Origin of the sequence: Terracoccus sp. 273MFTsu3.1, from assembly GCF_000383675.1 — a bacterium.
In the GTDB taxonomy this organism is placed as follows: Bacteria; Actinomycetota; Actinomycetes; order Actinomycetales; family Dermatophilaceae; genus Terrabacter.
Map to the genome: position 1 here is coordinate 146,667 of NZ_KB911824.1, position 16,165 is coordinate 162,831.

Below are 16,165 nucleotides of genomic sequence, written 5' to 3' on the forward strand. Positions count from 1 at the left end.
AGAACACCCTGGCCGGGGCCCGTGACCCGTGAATGCGCTGTGAGTTGCTGTGAGTCGTCGGGGCGAGCGGCCGCCCTCAGAAGGTGCCGTCGGGTCCCGGCGCGTTGACGAGGGAGTATGCCGCCCGGGTGAGGTAGTCCCGCAGCCGGTCGTCGTTCTCGGGGGAGAGCTCGAGCGAGTCGACGGCGTTCATCATGTGCAGCAGCCAGCGGTCCCGCATGTCGGGCGTCACGGCATACGGCGCGTGACGCATCCGCAGTCGGGGGTGGCCACGTTGTTCGGAGTAGGTCGTCGGTCCGCCCCAGTACTGCTCGAAGAACATCCGCAGCCGCTCCTGCGCCGGCCCGAGGTCCTCCTCGGGGTAGAGGGCCCGCAGCGGCTCGTCCTCGGCGACACCGCGGTAGAACTCGCGCACGAGCCGGTCGAAGGTCTCGTGGCCGCCGAAGTCGTCGTAGAACGTCACGTCGGTCAGTCTCCCAGAGCCGTGCCGGTGGTCACTGCGGGGCCGCCCCGCCGTAGGGCGGCATGACGGGCTGGGGGCTGCGCACACCGGCGCGGTCGAAGGCCGCCTTGACCCGCTCGCGCATCTCGCGCTGCACGCCGAACTGCTCGTTGGCGATCGTCTTGGCGATGATGCGGATCGTGATGACGCCGTTCGCGATCGACTCGACGCCGACGACGTTGGGCTCCTCGAGGAGGATGTCCTTGTAGGCGTCGTCGTCGTCCATGACGCCGACGACGTCGCGGATCACGGTGATCGCCTTCTCGACGTCCTGGTCGTAGGCGATCGGCACGTCGACGATGGCCGTCGACCAACCCTGCGTCTTGTTGCCGATGCGGATGATCTCGCCGTTGCGGACGTACCACGTCATGCCGCCCGCGTCGCGCAGCTGGGTGACGCGCAGCGACACGTTCTCGACGGTGCCGACGACCTCGCCCGTGTCGATGACGTCGCCGACGCCGTACTGGTCCTCGACGATCATGAAGACGCCGGAGAGGAAGTCCTTGACGAGGCTCTGTGCTCCGAAGGCCAGGGCCACGCCGCCGACGCTGGCGGAGGCGAGCATCGGCCCGAGGGGGATGCCGATCAGCGACATCACGGTGAGCGCGGTGATGCCGTAGACGACGAAGGTCGTGATGCTTCGCAGCAACGCGCCGACGGTCTCGGTGCGTTGCACGTGCCGCGCGTTGGCCACCCCGACCGCCTGCAGGGCCCTCCCGGCGCCGGGGATCCTGGCGAGGTGCTCGGCCCGACGGGATGTGGCCGTCGTGACGACCCGGTCGATCAGTCGGTGCAGCACCCAGCGCGCGACGATGCCGAGGACGACGGTCGTGAGGACCAGCAACGGCGTACCGGTCAGCCAGTCGCCGACCTCGGCCCACGTCAGCGTGCTGAGGTCAGGCAGGGAGAACGTCATGGCTTGGTCCTGGGCAGGCGTCGGGACGGGGGTCGGCGGTGGCGTGGAGGTGGAGGGGGTCAGGGTCGTGAAGGCGTCGATCACAGAGGTCTCAGTCAGGGGTGGGGGTCAGGTTCGGTGGAGAGGGTGCGGGGTCGACCGAGGACGGCCGACCCCGCACCGCGGACTCAGCCGCGGCGGTCGCGCTCCTGCGCCACGAGGGCGCGCGCGATGGTGTCGCGGTTCTCGGCGACCGTGCGCACGAGGCCGGGTGCGGCGTCGGCGTTGGCCGCGAGCCACGCGTCGGAGGCGTCCTTGAGCTCCTGGCTGGCGAGCGAGAACGGGTAGAAGCCGCCGACGACCCGCTCACCGATGGCGACGCTGCGCTCGGCCCACGCGTCGACGAGCATCGCGTGGTACTTCTCGACGTACGGCTCGAGCAGCGTCAGGTCGCGGCTGCGTCGGAAGCCGGCGCTGACCGCCTCGACCATCTGGTTGGACAGGTCGTTGCGCTCGACGGCCTTGGCCCAGGCGTCGGCCTTGGCCTCGGCGGTCGGACGCGCGGCGAGCGCCTCGGCGGCGCGCTCCTTGCCGGTGGCCGTCGGGTCACGGTCGAGCTCGGTCTCGATCTCGATGTCGTCGGCCACTCCCAGGGCCGCGAGGGCCTTGAGGAAGGTCCACCGCAGCTCCGTGTCGGTGGTCAGGCCCGGCAGCGTCTCGGTCCCGGTCAGCAGTGCGCGCAGGCGAGCCTCGTCGGCCGGGTCGGACGTCGAGCCCGCCCATGCCTCGACGAGCTGGAACTGGGCGTCGCTGCCGGCCTCGGCCGTCTCGGCGAGCGAGCGCAGGGACGACGACAGCAGGGCCGACACCTCGGACCGGTGCTCCGGAGCCGTGTAGAGCCGGGCCGCCGTCGACACCTGGCCGAGCAGGACCCGCAGCAGCGTGGAGTCCGTCTCGCCCGGCATCGACTCGAGGACGAAGCGGACGAAGTCGCGCGCCGGCATCTCGCCGTCACGCGTCATGTCCCACGTCGCGCCGAGCACGAGCGAGCGCGGCAGCGAGTCGGTGAAACCGCGGGGGAGCGAGAGCGCCGTCGCGAGCGAGCGCTCGTCGAGGCGGATCTTGCCGTAGGCGAGGTCGTCGTCGTTGAGCAGCAGCAGGTCCGGCTGCTCCTGACCGACGAGCTCGGCCAGGTCGGTGCGCTCGCCCGCGATGTCGACCTCGTCGTAGCCGATGCGCTCGAGCACGTCGCCGCCCTCACTCGGCCGGACGGCATACCGCCCGACGCCGATGCGGTGGGGGCGGAGCGTCGGGTACTCCTCGGTCGCGGTCTGCGTGACCGCGAACGAGCTGTAGCGACCGTCGGCGTCGACCTCGAAGACGGGGCGCAGCGTGTTGACGCCGGCCGTCTCGAGCCACAGCTTGCTCCACTCGGTCAGCTCGCGGCCCGAGGCCTTCTCGAGCTCGCCGAGCAGGTCGGCCAGCGTCGTGTTGCCCCAGGCGTGCTTGCGGAAGTACTCGCGCAGCGCGGCCACGAAGGGCTCTCGCCCGACGTACGCGACGAGCTGCTTGAGCACGGACGCACCCTTGGCGTACGTGATGCCGTCGAAGTTGACCTCGACGTCCTCGAGGTGGCGCATGTCGGCCGCGATCGGGTGCGTCGACGAGAGCTGGTCCTGGGTGTAGGCCCACGCCTTCTCCGACGTGCCGAAGGTCGTCCACGCGCTCGTCCACTCGGTGGCCTCGGCCTGGCAGGTCGTCGACGCCCACTCGGCGAACGACTCGTTGAGCCAGAGGTCGTCCCACCACTTCATCGTCACGAGGTTGCCGAACCACATGTGGGCCAGCTCGTGCAGGATCGTCAGGGCCCGGCGCTCGATCTTCGCCTCGGACACCTTGGACCGGAAGATGTAGACCTCGACGAAGGTCACCGCGCCGGCGTTCTCCATCGCTCCCATGTTGTACTCGGGCGTGAAGATCTGGTCGTACTTCTCGAACGGGTACGGCTGGTCGAACTCCTCCTCGAAGAACGCGAAGCCCTTCTTGGTGCAGTCGAAGATGTTGACCGCGTCGAGGTACTGCGTCAGCGACTTGCGGCAGAAGACACCGAGCGGCACGACGCCCTTGCGGGTCTCGACCTCGTCACGGACCTCGTCGTAGGGGCCGGCGATGAGTGCCGTGATGTACGAGGAGATGCGCTGCGTCGGCTCGAACGACCACGTCGCGCGCTCGACGCCGTCCGCCACACCGGCGGCCTGCGGGGCGGGCGTGGGGGAGTTGCTGATGACCTTCCAGTGCGCGGGGGCGGTCACCGTGAAGCGGAAGGACGCCTTGAGGTCGGGCTGCTCGAAGACGGCGTACATCCGCCGGGAGTCCGGGACCTCGAACTGCGTGTAGAGGTAGACCTCGTTGTCGACCGGGTCCACGAAGCGGTGCAGCCCCTCGCCGGTGTTGGTGTAGCGACCGGTGGCGTCGACGGTGAGCTCGTTCTCGGCGGCCAGGCCGGCGAGGGCGATGCGGGAGTCCGCGAAGACCTCTGCGGGATCGAGGTCCACGCCGTTGAGCGTGACCTTCTCGACGGAGTCGGCGATGAGGTCGATGAACGAGTCGGCGCCGGGCTCGGAGCAGGTGAACGTGACCGTGGTGACGGTGTGGAAGCTCTCCGGACCCGTCGTCAGGTCGAGACGGACGTCGTAGGAGTCGACGCGCAGGAGGCTGGCGCGGCTCGCCGCCTCGTCGCGGGTCAGGTTCTTGCCGGGCACGTAGGGACCTCCTGGGAAGGGTGCTGGGGGCGCGACGGATCGTCGGTCGGACGCCGTGGTCGCGGGCCATCCTCGCACGGAACCCCGACCCGTCCACCACCGCGATGGGTGGGCAGGTGGCAGTGCCATGATGGGCCGCATGGCCGATGCGAAGGACAGCCCGAAGACGAGCCGCGACGCCGTCGAGATGTGGTTCGACCCGATCTGTCCATGGGCGTGGATGACCTCCCGCTGGCTCATGGAGGTCGAGACGCTGCGCGACATCGAGGTGACCTGGTCGGTCATGAGTCTCGCGGTCCTCAACGAGCACCGTCACGACCTCGACGCCGCCTACCGGGCCCGGATGGACGAGGCGTGGGGCCCGGTCCGGGTCATCATCGCCGCGGTCGAGGCGCACGGTGACTCCGTCGTCAAGCCGCTCTACGACGCCATGGGCACCCGCATCCACCTGCGCAGGATGAACGACTTCGACGAGGTCATCCGCGAGTCGCTCGAGGAGGTGGGCCTGCCCGTCGACCTGGCCAAGGAGGCGCACCACAAGAAGCACGACGCGGCCCTGCACCGGAGCCACAAGCGCGGGATCAGCCTCGTCGGCACCGATGTCGGCACGCCGATCATCGCCGTCGACGGCGTCGCCTTCTTCGGCCCCGTCGTGACGCCGGCGCCCAAGGGCGAGGACGCCGCCCGGCTCTGGGACGGGTGTGTGCTCGTCGCGAGCACGCCGGGCTTCTTCGAGCTCAAGCGCACCCGCACGCTCGGTCCCATCTTCACCTGACCTTTCCCCTCCACCCGACGCACCCAAGGACGGACATGCGCATCCACATCGGCGGCGACCACGCGGCCTTCGAGCTCCACCAGTCCCTCGCCACGCACCTGCGGGACGCGGGCCACGAGGTCGTCGACCACGGCCCGTTCACGTACGACGCCCAGGACGACTACCCGGTCTTCGTGCTGCGTGCGGCCGAGGCCGTCGCGGCCGACGAGGGCTCGCTCGGCGTCGTGCTCGGCGGGTCGGGCAACGGCGAGCAGATCGCGGCCAACAAGGTCAGCGGCATCCGGGCGGCGCTCGCCTACAACGCCGAGCTCGCGAGCCTCGCGCGCGAGCACAACAACGCGCAGGTCGTCTCGATCGGGGCGCGGTTCACGCCGGACGACGTCGCCAAGGAGATCGTCGACACCTTCGTGGCGACGAACTTCACCGATGAGGCGCGCCACAGCCGTCGTCTGGGTATGGTTTCCGCGTACGAGACCACGGGGGACTTGCCGGCTTTGCCGGACTCGGACGCACGCTGACGTCGCGACGTCCGCCGTCCCCCTTCATCGCCGCAAGGGAGGCACGTGGCCCACAACGAGAGCTCCGTCTCTCGACGCCCGCGCTACGCTGCCGGACCGATGCGACGACTCCGACTCCTGGGCCCGTGGCTCAGCCGTGCCCCCTGGGTCGTCGTCACGGCGTTCCTGCTCCTCAGCATCCTCGCGACGGCTGCCGTCTTCGTGTGGCCGACGGTGGTCCCGTGGGGCGTCTACGGCCTCATCGTCGTCGCCGCCGGCCTGTTCCTCGAGCCGCGCTACCTGCTCGTCGTCTACATCGGCCTCTTCCTCGCGATGGCGATCCTCGGGGCCTACCTCGGTCCGGTGAAGCCGACCACCACGGGGGCGCAGATCGTCACCGTCGTCACGATGCTGCTCATGATCTGGCTCTCGCACGCCAGGGCCCAGGTCGGCGTCGTCGGGGTCACGGGTGAGTCGATGCTCGTCGACATGCGCGACCGCCTCCGCGCCCAGGGCGAGCTGCCGCCGCTGCCCGCGCAGTGGGGAGCCGAGGTCGCGCTCGAGTCGGCGTACGGCGACAGCTTCGCGGGTGACTTCGTCGTCGCGAGCCGCTCCACCGACGGCTGCACTCTCGAGATCGCCCTCGTGGACGTCTCCGGCAAGGGTCGCGAGGTCGGCGCCCGGTCGCTCTTGCTCTCCGGCGCGCTCGGGGGACTACTCGGCGAGATGAGCGAGCGGGGCTTCCTCCAGTCCGCCAACAACCACCTGCTGCGCCTGCGCTGGCCCGAGGGCTTCGCGACGGCCGTGCACGTCGCCGTCAACCTCGAGACCGGCAACTTCACCATCGGCTACGCCGGTCACCCCGCCGCCGCGCAGTTCGCGGCCGGGTCGGGCCGCTGGCGGATGCTCTCCGGCGGTCGCGGGCCGCTGCTCGGCGTCATCGACCACGCCGAGTACCCGCGGGAGAACGGCACCATCCGTCGCGGCGACGCCCTCGTGCTCTACAGCGACGGGGTCATCGAAGCCCGCGACAAGGCCCTCGTCGACGGCATCGACCGCATGCTGGGCCGCGCCGAGTCGTTCATCCGCACCGGCTTCGAGGGGCTCGCCCAGCGGCTCTGCGACCAGGCCGCGGCCGGCCTCGGCGACGACCGCGCCGTCGTGACGATCTGGCGCACCTGACGGTCGCGATCCTCCGGGCAGCGGGGGGTGCAGGACGACGGGGCAGCGGCCCGACGCGGGTCACCCGGGCACCCTGTCGCCGTGCCCCGCGCCTCACCCTCGGAGCCGGCGTGCCGCTGCGAACTTCGGGTGGAACGCGGCCGTCACTACGATGCCTGCGTGAGCGAGCTCCCCACCGAAGCGACGACGACGGCCCGAGAGGCCGGCCCCGACCGGCGCAAGGAGCACGTCGTGCCCGACCTGCCGCCCGGCGTCACACCCGCACGCGTCCGCAGCTTCGTGCGCCGGGGTCGGCTGTCGTCCCTGACCAAGGACCGGGTCGAGCGGCTCGCACCCGCGCGGTCCGTGCCGGACGGGCCCTTCGAGGCCGCTGTCGCGTTCGGGCGCACCGCCCCCGTCGTCCTCGAGATCGGCTGCGGCCACGGCCACGCCGCGATCGCGTATGCCGCCGCGTTCCCCGAGCGCGACGTCCTCGCCATGGACGTCCACACCCCGGGACTTGCCCGGATGCTCGCCGACGCCGACGAGGCGGGGGTGCCGAACCTGCGCGTCGAGATCGGCGACGCCGTGCCCTTCCTCGAGGACCGCGTCGCAGACGAGACGTTCGACGCCGTCCACCTCTTCTTCCCCGACCCGTGGCGCAAGCAGAAGCACACGAAGCGGCGCTTCGTCAGCCCCGCCAACCTCGACCTGCTCGCCCGCGTGCTCAAGCCCGGCGGCCACGTGCTCATCGCCACCGACCAGGACTTCTACGCCGAGCATGCGCTCGCCGAGGTCGCGGCGCACCCGCGCTTCGAGGCCCGTCGTGTCGACCGGCCGCAGTGGCGACCGCGGGACGGCTTCGAGGCCAAGGGGATCGCGGCCGGCCGCAGGATCAACGAGCTCCGCCTCGACCTGCTGCCCTAGGGGTCGAGAACCAGAGGGTCGAGGAGTTCTCCTGGCACCTGGCGCCGGTAGAACTCCACGACCCTCGCGACGAGTCCGGTCAGGTGCCACGGGTGACAGGAGCCGGCCTCGCTGCCGCGGCTCGTTCCTCGCCGCGCCTGCTCGGCCTCCCGGCATCCTGTCTCCCGACAAGCCGATGGGCCTGGTGGAAGGCGACTCCGTCGCTCTCCACCAGGCCCATCGGCGCAGTCGGGGTGACAGGATTTGAACCTGCGGCCCTTGCGTCCCAAACGCAATGCGCTACCAAGCTGCGCCACACCCCGTGGCGTCGGAATCGTAGCCGACAACCGGCGGGCGGACCGACCACTTCCCACGCGGCGCGGGCGGGTCGATTTCTGCGGATCGGGCGCCAACCAGTAGGCTGACGCCTCGGATCGCCGGCATCGCCGGTGCCCCGCGGGCGTAGCTCAATGGTAGAGCCTCAGTCTTCCAAACTGATTACGCGAGTTCGATTCTCGTCGCCCGCTCCAAAACCCCTTGGCGTCGGCACGCCCCGCTTCCTAGCGTGGGTCGCATGTTCCGCCCAGACCTGCAGGACGCCCTCCGCGACCGCGACGCCGTCCTCCGCTCCTTCCTCGCCGCCGACGGCACCCTGACGAGCATCCCCACCAAGATCCGCAAGCGACTCGTCGTCCTCGACCTGCTGTCGCAGCAGTTCGAGCCCGGGGAGCGTTACGACGAGACCGAGGTCAACAACCGCCTGCGGGCCTTCCACCCCGACGTCGCCGCCCTGCGCCGCTACCTCGTCGAGGAAGGGTTCCTCGACCGGGCCGACGGGTTCTACTGGCGCAGCGGCGGGACCGTCGACTGACCGCGCCGGTGCCTCCGCCCGCGCCACACGGCATACGCCAGGTCGGGCTCAGCGGAAGCCGAGCGCCTCGCTCAGCCAGCTCTCCGCGCCGTCGGCCTCCAGGCCAGCCTCGACGGCGGCAGCCGTGCGCGGCGACGGCCAGCCGTGCACCCAGAAGAGGGCGAGACCCCCGGGCAGCGCGATGAGCAGCGTCAGCCACGAGTGCGGCGTGAAGACGAACGAGCAGGCGAACGCCACGAGCACGGGAGCCTCTGCGAGCGCGGTGCGCAGCGTCGTCGTCGACGTGAAGTAGCGCAGGCTCGTCGCCTCGGCGTTCTCGCGGGGCAGGCCGTGCGGGAGCGCCGGAACGGCATACCCGACGTAGCGGATCAGCGTGGCCGAGCCGACGAGCGTCGCCAGCACGATGCCGACGGCCCACGGGGACGGCAGGGGAGCGGACGGGTCGACGAGGATGCGTACGGCACTGAGCATGAGCGCTCCCATGCCGACCGCCACCGACACCATCTGGATCGGGCGCAGGGCCGCGCTCTCGGGGGAGGCGAAGGGACCGGGAGGGGTGCTCATGGCTCCCGAGCATAGGTCCGGACGGTCCGCGGACGATCCGTGCATTTAGCCATCGGGCGCGCGGCCTATAGCATGGTGCGCTGGCCCGTCCGTTCACCGTCGACGACCACGTCGGCACCACCCAATGGAGTAACCCGCAGTGAAGAGTGCGCTCGAGACCCTCAGCCCGACCCGGGTCAAGATGACCGTCGAGGTCCCGTTCGAGGAGCTCAAGCCGAGCCTCGACGCGGCCATCAAGCACATCGGTGAGCACATCCAGGTGCCCGGCTTCCGCAAGGGCAAGGTGCCGGCCCGCATCATCGAGCAGCGCGTCGGCCGTGCGGCCGTCCTCGAGGAGGCCGTCAACAACGCCCTCCCGACGTTCTACGGCCAGGCCCTCGAGGAGAACGAGGTCCGCCCCCTCGGCCAGCCCGAGATCACCGACCTCCAGGTGCCCGCGACCGATGGCGAGGACTTCGTCTTCACGGCCGAGGTCGACAAGCGTCCCGAGATCGACCTGCCCGACTTCAGCGACATCGAGCTGACCGTCGACGAGGCCAAGGTCGAGGACGAGGCCGTCGAGCAGCGCCTCACCGACCTCCGTGCCCGTTTCGGCACCCTCAAGGGCGTCGACCGTGCCGTCCAGGACGGCGACTTCGTCTCCATCGACCTGTCCGCCGAGATCGACGGCGAGGAGATCGACTCCGTCACCGGCGTCTCCTACGAGGTCGGCAGCAAGAACATGCTCGAGGGTCTCGACGAGGCGCTCGTCGGCATGACGGCCGATGAGACCAAGCAGTTCACCGCCCCCCTCGCCGGTGGCGACCAGGAGGGCCAGGACGCCAGCTGCACCGTGACCGTCACCGCGGTCAAGGAGCGCGAGCTGCCCGAGCTCGACGACGAGTTCGCCCAGCTGGCCTCGGAGTTCGACACGCTCGACGAGCTCAAGGCCGACCTCACGGCGAAGGCCGAGGTCGACGCCAAGTTCGCCCAGGGCGTCGCGGCCCGCGACCAGCTCCTCGAGGCCATCCTCGACAAGATCGAGGTGCCGATCCCCGAGAGCATCGTCGAGGCCGAGGTGCACAGCCACCTCGAGGGCGAGGGTCGCCTCGAGGACGACGAGCACCGCGCCGAGGTCGGCGAGAGCACCCGCAAGGGCCTCAAGACCCAGCTCGTCCTCGACGCCATCGCCGAGAAGGAAGAGGTCAAGGTCGAGCAGCAGGAGCTCATCGAGTTCCTCGTCATGAGCTCGCAGCAGTACGGCATGGACCCGAACCAGTTCGCCCAGTCGCTCGACCAGGAGGGCCAGATCCCCGCCATGGTCGCCGAGGTCGCCCGCCGCAAGGCGCTCGCCACGGTCCTCGAGAAGGTCTCCGTCAAGGACACCGCCGGCAACGTCATCGACCTCAACGAGGCCGTCCCCGGCACCGAGGGCGACGAGGACGAGGCCGTTGACGCCGCTGAGGCCACCGACGAGGCGACGGCCGAGAAGGCCGACGCCTGACCGTCACCACCACGTATGCCGTGAGGCCGGCTCCCGCACGGGAGCCGGCCTCACGCCGTGTCCGGGCCCGACCGACGGCTCCTGCCCGCGGTTGTCCGTGCGGTGGCCCGGGTACGTGGCCTACGGTCGCCGTCCGGCGGCACGCACCTCGACGAGGGAGCCAGAGATGAGCAGCACCGACGAGTCGGGCGCCGGCATGGCGGACACCGACATCAACAGCACCGATGCCGACGGCACCAACGTCCCCGGGCACGACGACGGCAGTGACGGGGCCGCGCCGCAGGGCCAGGGCGACGACGCCGACCGCGGCAACCTCGACGGCAGCAACGCCGTCGACGAGCCCCGGGACCGCTCGCTCGACCAGGCCGGCGGCAACGGGTCCTTCGACGACGCGGCCGACCAGACCGGCACGGAGAGCGACGCCTCCGACCTGGGCGACTCGGGCCAGGACAACGGCCGGGGCGACTGAGCGCCCCGCCGCTCAGTGCCCCCACCGGGCACGACAGCTGGTCACGGACCCCGCCGGAGGGCATACGACCCGGCGGGGTCCGCGCGCGTGGTTGCGCCGCTCCCGCTCAGGTTTGTGCGCTCACGGCGAACACGGCGCGGTTCGGGAAATCTGGCCGAGGGGTCGGGCGTTAGGGTCAGTGACGAGCCAGCCAGGCGCCACATCCCGTGGCGAGAGGCTGGACCACTTCGACGATGGAGACACGGTGATTTCGGAGACCTCCGCCAACGGCAACGGCATGCCGGGTGGTCTGGACGACCACATCTACAACCGCCTGCTCAAGGAGCGGATCATCTTCCTCGGGTCCGACGTGCGCGACGACAACGCGAACGCCATCGCGGCGCAGCTGCTGCTGCTCTCGGCCGAGGACCCCGAGAAGGACATCTGGCTCTACATCAACAGCCCCGGCGGCTCGATCTCCGCCGGCATGGCCATCTTCGACACGATGAACTGGATCCCCAACGACGTCGCCACCGTCGCGATGGGCATGGCCGCCTCGATGGGCCAGTTCCTGCTGTCGGCCGGCACGAAGGGCAAGCGCTACGCCACGCCCCACGCCCGCGTCATGATGCACCAGCCCTCGGGCGGCATCGGCGGCACCGCCACCGACATCAAGATCCAGGCCGAGCAGATGCTCTACGTCAAGAAGCAGATGGCGCAGCTCATCGCCGAGCACACGGGCCAGACGGTCGAGCAGATCGAGAAGGACTCCGACCGCGACCGCTGGTTCAGCGCGGAGGAGGCCAAGGAGTACGGCTTCGTCGACCACGTGTTCAGCCGCTCCGACCAGGCCGTCGAGGGCAAGGGCGTCGGCCAGGCCGACGCCAAGGCCGAGAACTGACCGCGGCCTGACACAGGACTTGGAGACCACACGCATGAACATCGAACCCACCAACCGCCTCGCGGTCGCCGCGCCGTCGAGCCGCTACATCCTGCCGCAGTTCGAGGAGCGCACCTCCTACGGCATGAAGCGGTCCGACCCCTACAACAAGCTCTTCGAGGACCGCATCATCTTCCTCGGCGTGCAGGTCGACGACGCGTCGGCCGACGACATCATCGCCCAGCTGCTCGTGCTGGAGTCGCTCGACCCCGACCGCGACATCCTCATGTACATCAACAGCCCGGGCGGCTCGTTCACGGCGATGACGGCCATCTACGACACGATGCAGTTCGTCCGGCCCGACATCCAGACGTTCGTCATCGGCCAGGCCGCCTCGGCGGCCGCCGTGCTCCTCGGCGCCGGTGCGCCTGGCAAGCGGTTCGCCCTGCCGAACGCCCGCATCCTCATCCACCAGCCGGCGCTCTCGGGCGGCGACTACGGCCAGGCCTCGGACATCGAGATCCAGGCCAACGAGGTGCTGCGCATGCGGACGTGGCTCGAGGACACCCTCGCGCACCACACCGGTCGCACCTCCGAGCAGGTCCGCAGCGACATCGAGCGCGACAAGATCCTGTCGTCCGAGGACGCCAAGACCTACGGCCTCATCGACGAGGTCCTCGCCTCGCGCAAGGCCTCGCTCGAGGACTGACTTCCCGCTCGTCACGAGCACGTATGCCGCTGGGCCGGGTTCCGCTGGGACCCGGCCCTCGGCGTACCTGCTTGGATGGGCGGTGAAGCTGTTGTCGAGCACGGAGGTCCGGTCATGGCGAGTGCGGAGTTCGAGCAGGCGGTCGAGTCGGTCAAGGGTCTGGCGACCGACCCCGGCAACGAGGTGAAGCTGCGGCTCTACGGCCTCTTCAAGCAGGCGACGGCCGGCGACGTGAGCGGGTCGCGTCCCGGCTTCACCAACCCGGTCGGGCGCGCGAAGTACGACGCCTGGGCCAGGCTCTCGGGCACTGCGCCGGAGGCGGCGCAGGAGCAGTACGTCGCGATCGTCCGCGACCTCACCTCCGCCTGACCGGATCCAGCGACCCCGGGGGTGACCGCAGCAGCACGCCACCTGGCGGGTTGTCGTGGCCGGTCAGAGGGGAATGCCGCGGCAACCGACCACATGGCGGCCTGTCGTGGTGGTCGTTGGCGTCCTGTGGACGACCCGTGCCGCGGTCCGGGCCACCCGGGCACGATCACGCTCGTGACCACCTCGAGCCGACGACCGTTTCGCGTCGGCACCGCGACTGACCCCGTCACCGGTCGCCGCGTCCCTGACCCGCCTGACGGGATCACGCCGTGGGACCTGCGGTCGGGCCGCTTCCGACGGCTGCTGCGCGGCGTCTACATCGCGGCTTCGGCCAGGGTGACGCCCCTCGTCCTCGCCGAGGCCGGACTGCTCATGGTCGGCGGAGACTCCGTCGCGTCGCACCAGACGGCCGCCCGGGTGTGGGGTGGGGTCGTGCCCGACGACGGCCTGATTCACGTGACCTGCGCGCGACGTCCACGGGGCGCCGGCCTCAAGGCGCACCGCCCCAAGCGGGGCCAGTGGGGCACCACGATCGCCGGACTCGCGGTGACGACACCCACGTCGACCTTCCTGGACCTCAGCGACGAGCTCGGGCTCGTCGACCTCGTCATTCTCGGTGACTCCCTCGTACGCGCCGAACGGGTCACGCCTCGCCAGCTCGTCGAGGCGGCAGGGAGCTACCGTGGCAGGGCCCGCCGGCTGGCTCGACGCGCGGCCGGGCTCGTCCGCGACGGCGTGGACTCCCCGATGGAGTCGCGCGTGCGGATGCTCATGGTCCTCGCCGGCCTCCCGGAGCCCGTGGTCAACCACGTGGTCCGCTTGCCCGACGGCCGGACGCGGTGGCGCTTCGACCTCTCGTTCCCGGCGTTCAGGATCGTGATCGAGTACGACGGCCGGCAGCACGCCGAGTCCGACGAGCAGTGGGATCACGACATCGACCGGCGCGAGTGGATGGACGGCAACGACGTGCGGCTCGTCGTCGTGAGGTCCAAGGACGTCTACCGCACTCCCGCACGCACCCTGTGCCGGATCACGGCGGTCATGCGTGCCCGCGGCATGTGCGTGCCGCGGCTCTCGGACGAGTGGCGGCTGCACTTCCCGAGCCTCCCGGGTGACGTCGCGGTGCCCGGGTGATCGTGCGCGCGTGAGGGCGCCAGATGGTGGGTTGTTGCGGGCGACCGGCTGCGGGGACCGCGACATCACGCCATGTGGTGGGTTGTCGCGCGTCGTACGCTGCAGCGCATGAGGTCACAGGTCGCCCGGCTTCTTGCGGTGCTGGGTCTGCTGCTCGGTGCCGTGGTGGTGCCGGCATCCGTTGCCGCGGCGTGCTCGTGCGGCCCGGCGACCCCGGAGGTGGTGGCCGCACGCAACGGCGTCGTCGTCACCGGGACGCTCACCGACGTCGACGACCCCGGTGGCTCGAGCAGCCCGCACGACGTGGTGTGGGCGCTCCACGTGGCCCAGGTCTTCAAGGGGCGCGCGGCGACCACGACCTACGTCATCGCCCAGGACATGTGCGGCCCGGCCGCGCCCGAGCCCGGCCGGCTCCAGGTCTTCGCGGCGTCAGCGCGCGAGGGGCGGCTGGTTCTCGACACGTGCCAGGGCCTCGACGACCCGACGCGCGACACGGGGCGAGCGCTGATCGCGGCCGCCGGAACCGCGTCCCCGCCGGGCACCGACACGGCGGACCTGGCCGGGAGCGTGGCGCCCGACCTCGACGGCGGCGGGATGTCGTTGACGACGATGCTCGTCATCGCGCTCGTGGGGCTGCTCGTCGTGACGTTCGGGGGTCTCGCGCTGGCGGTCGGACTCGGGCTCCTCACCCGTCGTCGGCGCGCTCGGACCGATGGCAGCGACGATGCGACACAGCGCGATTCGAATGGAACGCCGTTCAAGTGACAGCCTCGTCGTTTGTCCGCCATCAGCGGACAAGCGGCGTTGCGCGAGCGGGAGGGGGTCACCTCGTCGTCTAATAGGAGTCGGCCCCTAGGTTGGGGCCTGCCGGGTGCACCCCAGCGTTCGGCGCCGACGAACCAGGAGCGAATCGGTGGCACGCATCGGAGAAGGCGGAGACCTCCTCAAGTGCTCTTTCTGCGGAAAGAGCCAGAAGCAGGTCAAGAAGCTCATCGCCGGTCCCGGTGTGTACATCTGCGACGAGTGCATCGACCTCTGCAACGAGATCATCGAGGAAGAGCTCGCCGAGAGCAGCGAGCTGGGTCTCGACCACCTGCCGAAGCCGCGTGAGATCTTCGACTTCCTCGAGAACTACGTCATCGGCCAGGACGTCGCCAAGAAGTCGCTCGCCGTCGCCGTCTACAACCACTACAAGCGCATCCAGGCCGGTGAGGGCGTCAAGCGCGACGACGACCACATCGACATCGCGAAGTCGAACATCCTGCTCATCGGCCCCACGGGCTCGGGCAAGACGTACCTCGCGCAGACGCTCGCCAAGATGCTCAACGTCCCGTTCGCCATCGCGGACGCGACGGCCCTGACCGAGGCCGGCTACGTCGGCGAGGACGTCGAGAACATCCTCCTCAAGCTCATCCAGGCCGCCGACTACGACGTCAAGAAGGCCGAGACGGGCATCATCTACATCGACGAGGTCGACAAGATCGCCCGCAAGAGCGAGAACCCGTCGATCACGCGCGACGTGTCCGGGGAGGGCGTCCAGCAGGCGCTGCTCAAGATCCTCGAGGGCACGACGGCGTCGGTGCCTCCGCAGGGCGGGCGCAAGCACCCGCACCAGGAGTTCATCCAGATCGACACGACGAACGTGCTCTTCATCGTCGGCGGCGCCTTCGCCGGCCTCGAGAAGATCATCGAGTCGCGCTCGGGTCGCAAGGGCCTCGGCTTCGGCCAGCCGCTGCACAACCCCAAGGACCTCGGCGACAGCTTCCAGGACGTCATGCCCGAGGACCTGCTGAAGTTCGGTCTCATCCCGGAGTTCATCGGCCGCCTGCCCGTCCTGACGACGCTGGCGCCGCTCGACCAGCAGGCCCTCGTCAACATCCTCACCGTGCCGCGCAACGCGCTCGTCAAGCAGTACCAGAAGATGTTCGAGATCGACGGCGTCGACCTCGAGTTCACCGACGACGCCATCGCCTCGGTCGCCGACCAGGCGCTGCTGCGCGGCACGGGTGCCCGCGGACTGCGCGCCATCATGGAGGAGGTCCTTCTCCCGGTGATGTTCGACGTGCCGAGCGACGACGAGATCGCCAAGGTCGTCGTGACCCGCGAGGTCGTGCTCGACAACGTCAACCCGACGATCGTGCGCCGTGAGGCCGAGCCGCGTGCCAAGCGTCCGCGCAAGGAATCCGCCTGACCTCGTGGTCGCCCGCGC

At 70.2% G+C, this 16,165-nt stretch carries 17 protein-coding genes and 2 tRNA genes; 14 read left to right on the forward strand and 5 right to left on the reverse strand.

Annotated features, from left to right (window positions below; genetic code table 11):
- Nucleotides 1-76: 76 nt before the first annotated feature.
- The 3 genes from H283_RS0115815 to pepN form a co-directional block, all read right to left on the reverse strand.
- Nucleotides 77-463 (reverse strand): globin, encoded by a 387-nt coding sequence (locus H283_RS0115815; RefSeq protein ID WP_020144502.1) that lies wholly within the window; start codon nt 461-463, stop codon nt 77-79.
- Between the two features lie 31 nt (nt 464-494).
- A complete protein-coding gene (locus H283_RS0115820; RefSeq protein WP_043649830.1) occupies nt 495-1,418 on the reverse strand; it encodes a mechanosensitive ion channel family protein in 924 nt (307 codons plus the stop codon).
- 167 nt (nt 1,419-1,585) lie between these two features.
- Complete coding sequence (gene pepN / locus H283_RS0115825; RefSeq protein ID WP_020144504.1) at nt 1,586-4,159, reverse strand: aminopeptidase N; 2,574 nt, start codon at nt 4,157-4,159, stop codon at nt 1,586-1,588.
- A 139-nt stretch (nt 4,160-4,298) separates the two neighbouring features.
- Here pepN and H283_RS0115830 point away from each other — a divergent pair, with 139 nt between their 5' ends.
- The 4 genes from H283_RS0115830 (at nt 4,299) to trmB (ending at nt 7,519) form a co-directional block, all read left to right on the forward strand.
- Entirely contained in the window at nt 4,299-4,934 is a 636-nt protein-coding gene (locus tag H283_RS0115830; RefSeq protein WP_020144505.1) for a DsbA family protein, read from the forward strand.
- A 35-nt stretch (nt 4,935-4,969) separates the two neighbouring features.
- On the forward strand, nt 4,970-5,452 hold the full coding sequence (locus H283_RS0115835) for a ribose-5-phosphate isomerase (RefSeq protein ID WP_020144506.1): 483 nt from the start codon (nt 4,970-4,972) through the stop codon (nt 5,450-5,452).
- Nucleotides 5,453-5,551: 99 nt separating this feature from the next.
- On the forward strand, nt 5,552-6,613 hold the full coding sequence (locus tag H283_RS0115840) for a PP2C family protein-serine/threonine phosphatase (protein WP_231372296.1): 1,062 nt from the start codon (nt 5,552-5,554) through the stop codon (nt 6,611-6,613).
- Between the two features lie 159 nt (nt 6,614-6,772).
- Entirely contained in the window at nt 6,773-7,519 is a 747-nt protein-coding gene (gene trmB, locus H283_RS0115845; RefSeq protein WP_020144508.1) for a tRNA (guanosine(46)-N7)-methyltransferase TrmB, read from the forward strand.
- 228 nt (nt 7,520-7,747) lie between these two features.
- Here the strand turns inward: trmB and H283_RS0115850 are convergent.
- Nucleotides 7,748-7,821: transfer RNA gene (locus tag H283_RS0115850), tRNA-Pro, on the reverse strand.
- A gap of 133 nt (nt 7,822-7,954) precedes the next feature.
- Between H283_RS0115850 and H283_RS0115855 the strand changes: the two genes are divergently transcribed.
- Nucleotides 7,955-8,028: transfer RNA gene (locus tag H283_RS0115855), tRNA-Gly, on the forward strand.
- A gap of 44 nt (nt 8,029-8,072) precedes the next feature.
- Nucleotides 8,073-8,369, forward strand: coding sequence for a DUF2087 domain-containing protein (locus tag H283_RS0115860; RefSeq protein WP_020144509.1), 297 nt, complete (start codon nt 8,073-8,075; stop codon nt 8,367-8,369).
- A 48-nt stretch (nt 8,370-8,417) separates the two neighbouring features.
- On the opposite strand, the gene H283_RS0115865 is transcribed toward H283_RS0115860, so the two are convergent.
- Nucleotides 8,418-8,933, reverse strand: coding sequence for a hypothetical protein (locus tag H283_RS0115865; protein ID WP_020144510.1), 516 nt, complete (start codon nt 8,931-8,933; stop codon nt 8,418-8,420).
- A 139-nt stretch (nt 8,934-9,072) separates the two neighbouring features.
- Here H283_RS0115865 and tig point away from each other — a divergent pair, with 139 nt between their 5' ends.
- From tig to clpX, 8 genes are all read left to right on the forward strand, one after another.
- Nucleotides 9,073-10,416, forward strand: a complete 1,344-nt coding sequence (gene tig / locus H283_RS0115870) for a trigger factor (RefSeq protein ID WP_020144511.1) — start codon at nt 9,073-9,075, stop codon at nt 10,414-10,416.
- Nucleotides 10,417-10,582: 166 nt separating this feature from the next.
- A complete protein-coding gene (locus tag H283_RS0115875) occupies nt 10,583-10,885 on the forward strand; it encodes a hypothetical protein (RefSeq protein WP_020144512.1) in 303 nt (100 codons plus the stop codon).
- A gap of 277 nt (nt 10,886-11,162) precedes the next feature.
- Nucleotides 11,163-11,765, forward strand: a complete 603-nt coding sequence (locus H283_RS0115880) for an ATP-dependent Clp protease proteolytic subunit (protein ID WP_051103674.1) — start codon at nt 11,163-11,165, stop codon at nt 11,763-11,765.
- A gap of 34 nt (nt 11,766-11,799) precedes the next feature.
- Nucleotides 11,800-12,453 carry an ATP-dependent Clp protease proteolytic subunit gene (locus H283_RS0115885; RefSeq protein ID WP_020144514.1) on the forward strand — a complete coding sequence of 218 codons (654 nt, stop codon included), beginning with the start codon at nt 11,800-11,802 and terminating at the stop codon, nt 12,451-12,453.
- Between the two features lie 114 nt (nt 12,454-12,567).
- Nucleotides 12,568-12,822: an acyl-CoA-binding protein gene (locus tag H283_RS0115890; protein ID WP_020144515.1), complete on the forward strand. Its 255-nt coding sequence runs from the start codon at nt 12,568-12,570 to the stop codon at nt 12,820-12,822.
- A gap of 174 nt (nt 12,823-12,996) precedes the next feature.
- Nucleotides 12,997-13,956: a hypothetical protein gene (locus H283_RS0115895; RefSeq protein ID WP_156023238.1), complete on the forward strand. Its 960-nt coding sequence runs from the start codon at nt 12,997-12,999 to the stop codon at nt 13,954-13,956.
- Nucleotides 13,957-14,064: 108 nt separating this feature from the next.
- Nucleotides 14,065-14,721, forward strand: coding sequence for a hypothetical protein (locus H283_RS0115900; protein ID WP_156023239.1), 657 nt, complete (start codon nt 14,065-14,067; stop codon nt 14,719-14,721).
- Between the two features lie 148 nt (nt 14,722-14,869).
- Nucleotides 14,870-16,147, forward strand: a complete 1,278-nt coding sequence (gene clpX, locus H283_RS0115905) for an ATP-dependent Clp protease ATP-binding subunit ClpX (RefSeq protein WP_020144518.1) — start codon at nt 14,870-14,872, stop codon at nt 16,145-16,147.
- Nucleotides 16,148-16,165 lie beyond the last annotated feature (18 nt).

What these genes read in the sequence shown, in the direction of transcription:
- H283_RS0115820 (WP_043649830.1), bottom strand. Translation starts at nt 1,418, where the DNA reads ATGACGTTCTCCCTGCCTGACCTCAGCACGCTGACGTGGGCCGAGGTC.
- H283_RS0115830 (WP_020144505.1), top strand. Translation starts at nt 4,299, where the DNA reads ATGGCCGATGCGAAGGACAGCCCGAAGACGAGCCGCGACGCCGTCGAG.
- H283_RS0115835 (WP_020144506.1), top strand. Translation starts at nt 4,970, where the DNA reads ATGCGCATCCACATCGGCGGCGACCACGCGGCCTTCGAGCTCCACCAG.
- H283_RS0115840 (WP_231372296.1), top strand. Translation starts at nt 5,552, where the DNA reads ATGCGACGACTCCGACTCCTGGGCCCGTGGCTCAGCCGTGCCCCCTGG.
- H283_RS0115860 (WP_020144509.1), top strand. Translation starts at nt 8,073, where the DNA reads ATGTTCCGCCCAGACCTGCAGGACGCCCTCCGCGACCGCGACGCCGTC.
- H283_RS0115865 (WP_020144510.1), bottom strand. Translation starts at nt 8,933, where the DNA reads ATGAGCACCCCTCCCGGTCCCTTCGCCTCCCCCGAGAGCGCGGCCCTG.
- H283_RS0115875 (WP_020144512.1), top strand. Translation starts at nt 10,583, where the DNA reads ATGAGCAGCACCGACGAGTCGGGCGCCGGCATGGCGGACACCGACATC.
- H283_RS0115880 (WP_051103674.1), top strand. Translation starts at nt 11,163, where the DNA reads ATGCCGGGTGGTCTGGACGACCACATCTACAACCGCCTGCTCAAGGAG.
- H283_RS0115885 (WP_020144514.1), top strand. Translation starts at nt 11,800, where the DNA reads ATGAACATCGAACCCACCAACCGCCTCGCGGTCGCCGCGCCGTCGAGC.
- H283_RS0115890 (WP_020144515.1), top strand. Translation starts at nt 12,568, where the DNA reads ATGGCGAGTGCGGAGTTCGAGCAGGCGGTCGAGTCGGTCAAGGGTCTG.
- H283_RS0115900 (WP_156023239.1), top strand. Translation starts at nt 14,065, where the DNA reads ATGAGGTCACAGGTCGCCCGGCTTCTTGCGGTGCTGGGTCTGCTGCTC.